Annotated in this window: 7 protein-coding genes; 3 read left to right on the top strand and 4 right to left on the bottom strand. The window is 40.9% G+C overall.

What is annotated here, in order from left to right:
* Positions 1-153 precede the first annotated feature (153 nt).
* From PSE7429_RS19070 to PSE7429_RS19060, 3 genes are all read right to left on the bottom strand, one after another.
* Positions 154-1,470, bottom strand: a complete 1,317-nt coding sequence (locus tag PSE7429_RS19070) for a DUF1802 family protein (RefSeq protein WP_009628972.1) — start codon at positions 1,468-1,470, stop codon at positions 154-156.
* Positions 1,470-3,389: a hypothetical protein gene (locus PSE7429_RS19065; RefSeq protein WP_009628971.1), complete on the bottom strand. Its 1,920-nt coding sequence runs from the start codon at positions 3,387-3,389 to the stop codon at positions 1,470-1,472. The genes PSE7429_RS19070 and PSE7429_RS19065 overlap by 1 nt, the downstream gene beginning before the upstream one ends.
* A 65-nt stretch (positions 3,390-3,454) precedes the next feature.
* Entirely contained in the window at positions 3,455-4,090 is a 636-nt protein-coding gene (locus PSE7429_RS19060; RefSeq protein WP_009628970.1) for a hypothetical protein, read from the bottom strand.
* Positions 4,091-4,627: 537 nt separating this feature from the next.
* Between PSE7429_RS19060 and PSE7429_RS19055 the strand changes: the two genes are divergently transcribed.
* From PSE7429_RS19055 to PSE7429_RS19045, 3 genes are all read left to right on the top strand, one after another.
* Entirely contained in the window at positions 4,628-5,638 is a 1,011-nt protein-coding gene (locus PSE7429_RS19055; RefSeq protein ID WP_009628969.1) for an agmatine deiminase family protein, read from the top strand.
* Positions 5,639-5,839: 201 nt separating this feature from the next.
* On the top strand, positions 5,840-6,892 hold the full coding sequence (locus PSE7429_RS19050) for a 50S ribosomal protein L11 methyltransferase (protein WP_009628968.1): 1,053 nt from the start codon (positions 5,840-5,842) through the stop codon (positions 6,890-6,892).
* A 517-nt stretch (positions 6,893-7,409) separates the two neighbouring features.
* The gene (locus tag PSE7429_RS19045; RefSeq protein WP_009628967.1) at positions 7,410-7,637 is read left to right on the top strand and encodes a hypothetical protein; all 228 of its coding nucleotides are present in this window, start codon (positions 7,410-7,412) and stop codon (positions 7,635-7,637) included.
* Between the two features lie 43 nt (positions 7,638-7,680).
* Here the strand turns inward: PSE7429_RS19045 and PSE7429_RS19040 are convergent, their stop codons facing one another.
* Positions 7,681-8,031 carry a hypothetical protein gene (locus PSE7429_RS19040; protein ID WP_009628965.1) on the bottom strand — a complete coding sequence of 117 codons (351 nt, stop codon included), beginning with the start codon at positions 8,029-8,031 and terminating at the stop codon, positions 7,681-7,683.
* Positions 8,032-8,265: the final 234 nt, after the last annotated feature.

Here is an 8,265-nt window from a genome sequence, read left to right as displayed (position 1 = left end):
GAGTTGCGGTGCAAAGCACCGCAACTCTCTTTTGGGTTTGCTTTCCTGACTTCAAAGTTTAAAATGGCTACGCCATTTTAAACTTTGAAAATCCTTACTGAGTTTAATTCTTAATTCATAAAAGTGTTGTCACACTTTCGTGAATTGGTATTATTACCCATTTTTGAGTGGTAAATCTCGTAAGAAGTAAAAGCGATCGCCTTTTCCAGCATCACCCTTATCTCTTCCCAAATATCCAGCCAATGGAGAAGAAAGCTCGATGAGTATGTCTTTTAGTTCTTCACGCTCTCGAATTGGTCTAGGTGGATTTGAATATGGATAAGCACCGAAAAGAGTTTCTACTCCAACTTTTTCTTCATGATTATTTTTAACCAAATTAACAATATGCGATCGCAGTTTGATTTCAAGGTTTACTTTTTCAATAAAAACTAAAATTTTAGAGTTAGAGTCTTCGCCAAACGGTTCACTTTCTAAGCTTAATTTTAAATCTTGTAGATTAATCGAGCCTGAATGTGTGAGTTTAAGTTTAACTAGCTCTTCTAAGGTTTCTGGTCTAATAACGTTCATTTTATTTCCTATCGCAACTGGATTAGAATGGTAATTGAGAGAACCTGCGGCAATTATAATTTTTATTGCTTTTTGATAGTCTGGAAAGTGTGCTTGTCCAAGATAAGTAAGTTGGCTACAAACATCAGTAGGAATCTTTTGGTTAGCACTTGCTTTGCATTCTCCAACTATGGGATATGGATATTCACAACATAGATCGATCCCCCCTGCTCCACCTGTTGCTTCTGGATCAAGACTAGCTTTAGGATTAGTATTTGAGCTGCTAAATCCTAAAAACATAAAACTTTTTCTAACTAATTTCTCAAATTCATGACCACCACTTGAATTCCCAATTTTTGCAATTTTTTGAATCCAATCAAAATTTTTAGATTCTTCTATTTTTTGCTTAAGTTCTGCTTCCTCTAGCATTTTCTGAATTTGGACATCTAATGGCTCTGGTGGCTCTAAGTTTTCTATTTGCTGTTTGATTCTTGCAAAATCTTGATCGCTCAATACTGGCGACAAATTATCAACTTTTAAGCGGTCAGGTAAAGCTACATATTGACCTTGAGATCTAGTAGGAATTGTAATTGGTTGGGATAATCTATAAACTCTTACATAGATAAGAAAGAATGATTCGCGTTCATCAATTATTTCCTGTAAGTGTTGAATTGGTATAGCTGTGTAATGAGAAATAAGATCTAATGGTTTGGAGTCATCGACTATATCGCATTGCTCACATCTTGCCCAAGCTGAAATTGTTACTGTTTCTGTGTCTGGTTGATCTGGATAAAGTGCAAAAGTTCGCCCAGAATTGGTAAAAGTACGAGGTATCGCTGCAATAATATCTCCTCTCATTAAACCATCAACGATCTGGGAGTCTAGGCGTAAGGCGTTGGGAATATCAATAGACTGGATGATCATTACAGTGATATCTCCTCTGCATTAGTATCTGAATTGTTATTAGGAATGCTAATAGGCAACTCATCATCAATTAGATCAGATGGTTCTTGTCCAGAAGGATCGCTCAAAATCTCTCTAATTAAAGGGTTATCAATAACAAGGCGATTTTGATTCGTAAAATCCCATAATTGCTCTAAAGTCAGATCATATTTTTCAAGTTCTTCTCGAATCAGTCCCAGTGCAAGCAAAGGTTTAATATGTTCTTGTAGCAAAACAACCCATTCACCTCCTTGCTCTTTGATTAGTTTCCTAACGCATTCTTGGGGGACAGCAGCACCTCTTGCAATCTGGTAGGCTCGGACTAAGCAACCGCGAGTAAAGCCAAACTTTTTATACTCGATAAGTCGTTTAAGAGCAGCACCTACAAATCTTCCTGTCGCGTTCAAAATAGCAGCAACACCAATCTTTATCGTTTTACCATTTTCTGTTGCGGTAATTCTCAAATGTAAATAACCTTTGTCTACTGCTTTTGCAGTTTCATCAATCCATTCAACATCATTAACTTTTACTCCATCTATTTCTACATCTGCTACATACAGGGATAGGAATGCACAAAACAAAGCGTATCCAACAGCAGCATTATCCTCAATAAATTCATCAATCGATTCCTCAATAACCTGTAAAGCATTTTCATAGGCATCTTTTACAGGACTGAATGTCTGTTTTGATTCTGGTTCTGTGATATTAGTTCCTTCATCACTTGAAGGTTTAGGGATATTTTCAGAAACCTTCCAATTTTCAGAACACCATTTTAGAATATCTCTTGCTGCTGGACGTTGCTTACCAATCTCTCTAATTTCAGATTCATTAAATGGATAAAGTGGATGTGGTGGTGTAATCTCTTTGCTGTTATAGAAATCTTCTATCCACTTACTCACAAGTAAAACTGAAGTGTCAGAATTGAGAAACTCAAGCTCTAAAATCTTGTCAGCAGTACGATCATAAGATGCGGCTTGTCCTCCTCCTTCACCGCCAGCTACCTTAATCTCGTTGATTAGGGTTTTTGGATACATTGCCATTAGTAAAACACATTTACTAATTAGATTTCGCAAATCCTTTGCAAGAGCCGCAACAACTTGCGCTCTTGTAAAGCCATTGGTGTTACAACTCGGATCATCTAGTTCATCAAAACAAAATACTAAATTGCTGTAGTTTCCAATCAAAGATAAAAGTTCACAGGTTGTTTTGAAAGTAGCTAGTTCCGTTTTCTGTGAGTTATTTGGCAAGCCTAGCTCATCAGCCTTTGCTTGAGTTAGTTCCTGTCCTGCTAACCAACTAATTGCATAAGGTGCATGATTTTCTGAAAGTGTCCACAAAATTGCTTTGACTAAATAGGGATTGTTTAACTCAGGCTTTCTTGCACATATCCCATTAGCCCAATTCTCAGGGATTTTAGGATTGTGATTAACAATTGAGGCAAATCTACCACTAGCTAGTTCTTTCGGAGTACAAGGGCGATCTCCTTTTGCAGTGAAAAACATATTTGCTGCTAGTTCTTGCCATTGCATCACCCCCTCGACCCCAATTCTCTTGAGGCTAGAGGTTAAAGTCTGTAGAAATTCGGATTTAATATAGTCTAAATCGCCATAGTTGCCCATGTAGACAAAAAATGCTTTTCCTTCAGTTTGAAGGCGATGGCGGATACGGCTAATAATTTGGGTTTTACCTAAACCCTTATCTCCAGTGATTATGATACCGATGGATGGCAGCTCATTTTTTGAGACTTGATCAATGGCGTTAAAAACTGCATTGGATATGTGAGAGTTAATCTCTGGGACATCGGGAAAACTTGCGCCCCAAATGTGATGTTGATCAACAAATTTGATGGAAAAAGGGTTGCTATTTTTAATAGCGTCATCAATATTTTCAGAACTAGACATAGGATTCTGTTATTTCAAAGCTTTGTGTGTGAGGAGATGAGAAAAATAAAATGAGGTTTAGCTAATTAAAGGATTTTCTTGGCATAACAACGTAATCCACTTACTTTCGTCATAATCGAATCCTCTAACTTATCAGGTGCGTTGTCTTCTACACCAGTAGTTTGCAGTTGTAAAACATCATTTGACTGAAGCTCTAGCATCCATTCGTTGAACTGCGATCGCGTTACTCGCTCACCGATCGCTCGTCTAATCCGATAAATAGGCACAAGGTTATCAAAGTTGTAATCACGATTTAGTTGATCATAGGTTTCTAAAGCCACAACCTTAAACTCATCATAGGAAGAGATCTTGGGTGCAGACTCATCAGACTGACCCTGATTTTGAAGAACCAACTGCAAAGCCTTAGTCGCTAAGCGACTGCCCACCGATGCCCCTTCAAACTGAAAATCAGGCGATCGCAAACCCTCAACTAAATTTTGCAAACCCGCATCCGACAACGAATACTTTTCAGTACGCTTCTGCTTAGATACAGTGATCTCTCCCCTCTCGATCAAGGACTGCAAAGCATTTTTATAAGCAGTCGCCTTGTCCTTCTCTTTACTAGCAGAACGTAATAGTTTTCCCATATTTACTATGCCTTGACCTTCACCCAAATCCCATAGATTTAGCAGCAAACGAATCTCAGTATTATTTATAGACATCTTTATTTCCTCTTGATCGATTTTAAGGACTATTTCCTAGCAATTTGCAGAAATTTAAGCAACACCAGACCTAAAAAATACTATACCCACTTTTTTTAGGATAATACCTTTATGTGCTTTTTTCTGAATTTTCAAAGATTGAATTATTTACAAAATAACGGTTAAAAACTAATAAGTAGCTAGGCGCAATTAAATATAAAACCCCAAAAGCTGTAGCGCACGCTGTGCGTGCGCTACGGCTTTTGACTCTGGTTTTTAATTATGCAAATTTACTTATTTATAGATTTTTGTCTATATTTATCTCAAACAATCTTCTCGACTATTATTGCAAAGTTTATTGTTTCTAGAATGTCTATGATGTAGATTGACAAACCCCAAAGATGAGTGGCGGCGCGAAGCGCCGCCACTCATCTTTGGGGTTTTGTCTCTGACGTTGTTATAGGTGCGATCGCTTTAAATATTCCAAAACAGTCCAAAATAAAGGTAGGATTTCGATGGATTATTAACAACATTTCGTCGCTCAATACCGCAACCGTCATGGAAACCCCCAAAAACTTGGGCTACACCCAGCCAGCCGAATGGCAACCCCACAACGCCTGTTGGCTAGCCTTTCCCAGCCATCGTGACCTGTGGTTAGAAGCTCTGGATATAGTTCAAGCCGAATTTGTTGCCCTCGCTAAAGCGATCGCGCGATCGGAGCAGCTAGAAATCCTCGTCCTCGAAGAAACTGCCGCCCTTGCCAAAGAACTATTAGTTGGTTTGCCCGTTCGCTTTCACCAGATTCCCTTTGGTGATATCTGGATGCGCGATATTACGCCGATTTATATTAAAAATGCGGCAGGGAAACTAGGGGCTTTGCATTTTCAATGGAATGGCTGGGGTGGTAAATATATGCTGGAACATGACGATCGCGTAGCCGATCGGATTCTCCAAACTCTCGATCTGCCAAAATTTGAATTTGATTGGGTTTTAGAAGGCGGTGCGATCGAGGTTGATGGCGAAGGAACTTGTCTTACTACTAAGCAATGCTTGCTTAACCCGAATCGCAATCCACAGATGGATCATACCGCGATCGAGGAGGGCTTAAAAAATGCCTTAGGAGTAGAAAAGATTCTCTGGATTGAAGAAGGATTGCTCAACGATCATACCGATGGACATATCGACACGATCGCCCGTTTTATCGCTCCCCATACTGTCATGTGTATGCAGCCCACTGATGACGATCCCAATTATCAAGTTCTTCAGGATATTGCTGCCCAATTGGAAGAGATGACCGATGCTAAGGGACGTAAGCTGAATGTCATCAAAATTCCATCGCCAAATCTAGTCCTAGATGATGAAGGCGAAATCATGCCTGCCAGTTATCTGAATTTCTATATCTCTAACGATAGTGTGATTGTTCCCACCTACGGTTCGGTCAATGACGAAATAGCCGTTCGGGAAATTGCCAAGCATTTTCCTACCCGTCAAGCGATCGGACTTTCCGCCAAACATATTCTCTTAGGTGGTGGAGCGTTCCATTGCATCACCTGTCATCAGCCTATGTAAAACCAAGTTAAGAAATGGCTACGCCATTTCTTAACTTAAAAACCAAAACCAGAGAGCATACTGCCCGCTGCGCGGGCGGTATGCTCTCTGGTTTTGGTTTTTAATTATGCCGAACTACTTACTATGGTTAGTTTTTAAAAACCTATGGAGTAAGAGAAGGTTGGCGCGAAGCGCCAACCTTCTCTTACTTCGTTTTTGATAATGCAATGCGATCGCAGTTGCGATAACATCATTGAGAAAATTGATATTTGTGATGGCAGTATGGCTTGGATCGAACTTACTCTTGACACCACCAATGAAGGCTTAGATTGGGTTTGTACCTTGCTCGCCAACGCGATCGCAGCTGAAAATCTGCATATCTACGAATCTAGCGATCGCAGTAAAAAATGGACATTTACAATCCAAATGTATTTACTTGAAGATGCCCAAATCCATCAACGTATTGATGCGATCGTCGATCTTCTCAAGCCCTTGCATCGAACTGGCATGACTGACGAACTACAAATCTTTATTGTCGAACAAAGACCGACGAAAGAAGAATCATTCCCAAATTTGGCAAATTCTTTAATTAGAAGAATTGGCGATCGCTTTGTTGTGCTAGCGGCTGATTCAACCTATCAAGTAAGTAATCCGCAGGAAATTGTGCTTCGTCTTCAAAATAGCCTTGCCTTTGGTAGTGGATTGCACCCCGCCACAATCCTTAGTTTGCGATTGCTAGAACGTCACGTTAACCCTTCTCTTTATGCTCTGGATCTGGGTTCGGGGTCGGGGATTCTCAGCGTAGCGATCGCCAAACTTGGGGCAAAGGCAATCGCGATCGATAATGATCCCGTGGCGGTTGCAGCTACGCAAGATGCCTTGCAACGCAACCACGTTACAGATCAGGTTACGGCAATGTGCGCCAGCATCGGCAGCGCTAGCCAGTTAGGGCATTGGATGGGTGGTCATGCTGTTGCCGTCCCTGCGATCTCGTCCGACCAAAAGTTCGATCTGATCGTGGCAAATATCTTTGCGCGGGTGCATATTTCCCTTGCCGATGAATTTTATAAAACCTTACGTTCCACTCCCGACCATGAGGGAATTTTAATTACCGCAGGCTATACTGGCGATCGGCTTGAAGATGTGACTAACGCGATGGTTGCCGCAGGTTTTTCCTTAGGCGATCGCGAACAGATTGATGAATGGATAGGGCTATCTTTCCGAAAAACCTGTACCACTTCTGACTTGGGTAGCCCAGCCTCTAATTGTAAGTAGCTAAGCATAAGTAAACTTAAAACCTAGAAGAGCGTACCGCCAGCGCAGCGGGCGGTACGCTCTCTGGTCTTAGCTACTTAACAAATTTTCAAATATCGCTCAAACCAAAATAGAGAAAGAAAAGCGATAATGAAAACAATTTACACTATGCAAATAGAATTATAGCTAGTAGCGATTGTTACTAATTAAACTTATGCCTTGACTAGACTAAATACCAGTCTAGGAATAACTAAGGCTCTTGCGGATAAAAATGTCCCAACCAGTTATCTAGCCTCGACTCCGCTCCGCTAACGTTGGGTGAGCGAAGTCGAAGCCACAGTTACTTGAGTACTTTAATTAATAGCAAGTCCCTAACAACAATTCACTAAGGAATTCACTAAGGTAAGTGGCTGGGCATAATTAAAACCCAGAATCACAATCTGTAGCGCACGCGCAGCATTCGCTACAGCGTTATTTTTGGAACTGCTGTTGAAGTTGTTGTTGGGATTTTCAAATCACAAAGAGGAGTTAAGGAAATATGTTGTATACCCCTTTGATCGGTTTCACTCTATTTATCATTCTGTTTCTCGGAGCCGCCTTTACCCTAAGCTACTTCTGGTGGGCCGATCGTTACAAGACTCCAGAAGTAATTGCGGCGGAAGTGATGCAATTCTCAGAGCAAGTTACCAATGCGTTGTCTGTGTTTGCTGTGGGAATGCTTGCCTTTGGCATTATGCTGATATTTCTTAATTTCTCAGTCAAATAGATAAGAATGGGCGGCGCTTTGCGCCGCCCATTCTTCATTCTTATCAGAGTATCCCGACTGCGCCACCTAGCAATATACTCATCACTGCGATCGCTATGGGATGGATCGCCAATGCCCAAATACGGGGGATTTTAATTCCTTCACAAAGGGGAAATACTAAGTAGGCGATCGCCACATTCACCCCCAAAAAGCAAAATGCCCATAGCGGAATTAATCTCAAATTAAAACCTGCTAAGACAATCCACATTAATATATTGGCGATCGCCACAAGGCTCACCCCTTGCACCCAAGCTTTGCCCGAATCAATCGGGCGATCGGGTGACATCCACACTAGCCCCATCCAAGTGAGAGCGGCAAGGAAGCCACAGGCGATCGCATCGTAAAAAAAGTGCATATATTTTTGCGTCTCGCTATTAACTGCTTTCGTTGTGTAGAAGTGTTGGCTCACTTCAGTAAATTGATACTAAGTAGCTAAGGATAAGTAAACTTAAAACCTAGAAGAGCGTACCGCCCGCTACGCGGGCGGTACGCTCTCTGGTTTTGGTTTTTAATTATGCTTAACTGCTTATTGATATAAGTAGCTGGGTACAATTAAATATAAAACCCCAAAAGCTGTAGCGAACGCTGC

It is taken from the genome of Pseudanabaena biceps PCC 7429, assembly GCF_000332215.1.
In the GTDB taxonomy this organism is placed as follows: domain Bacteria; phylum Cyanobacteriota; class Cyanobacteriia; order Pseudanabaenales; family Pseudanabaenaceae; genus Pseudanabaena; species Pseudanabaena biceps.
This window is presented reverse-complemented; position numbering and strand designations above follow the sequence as displayed.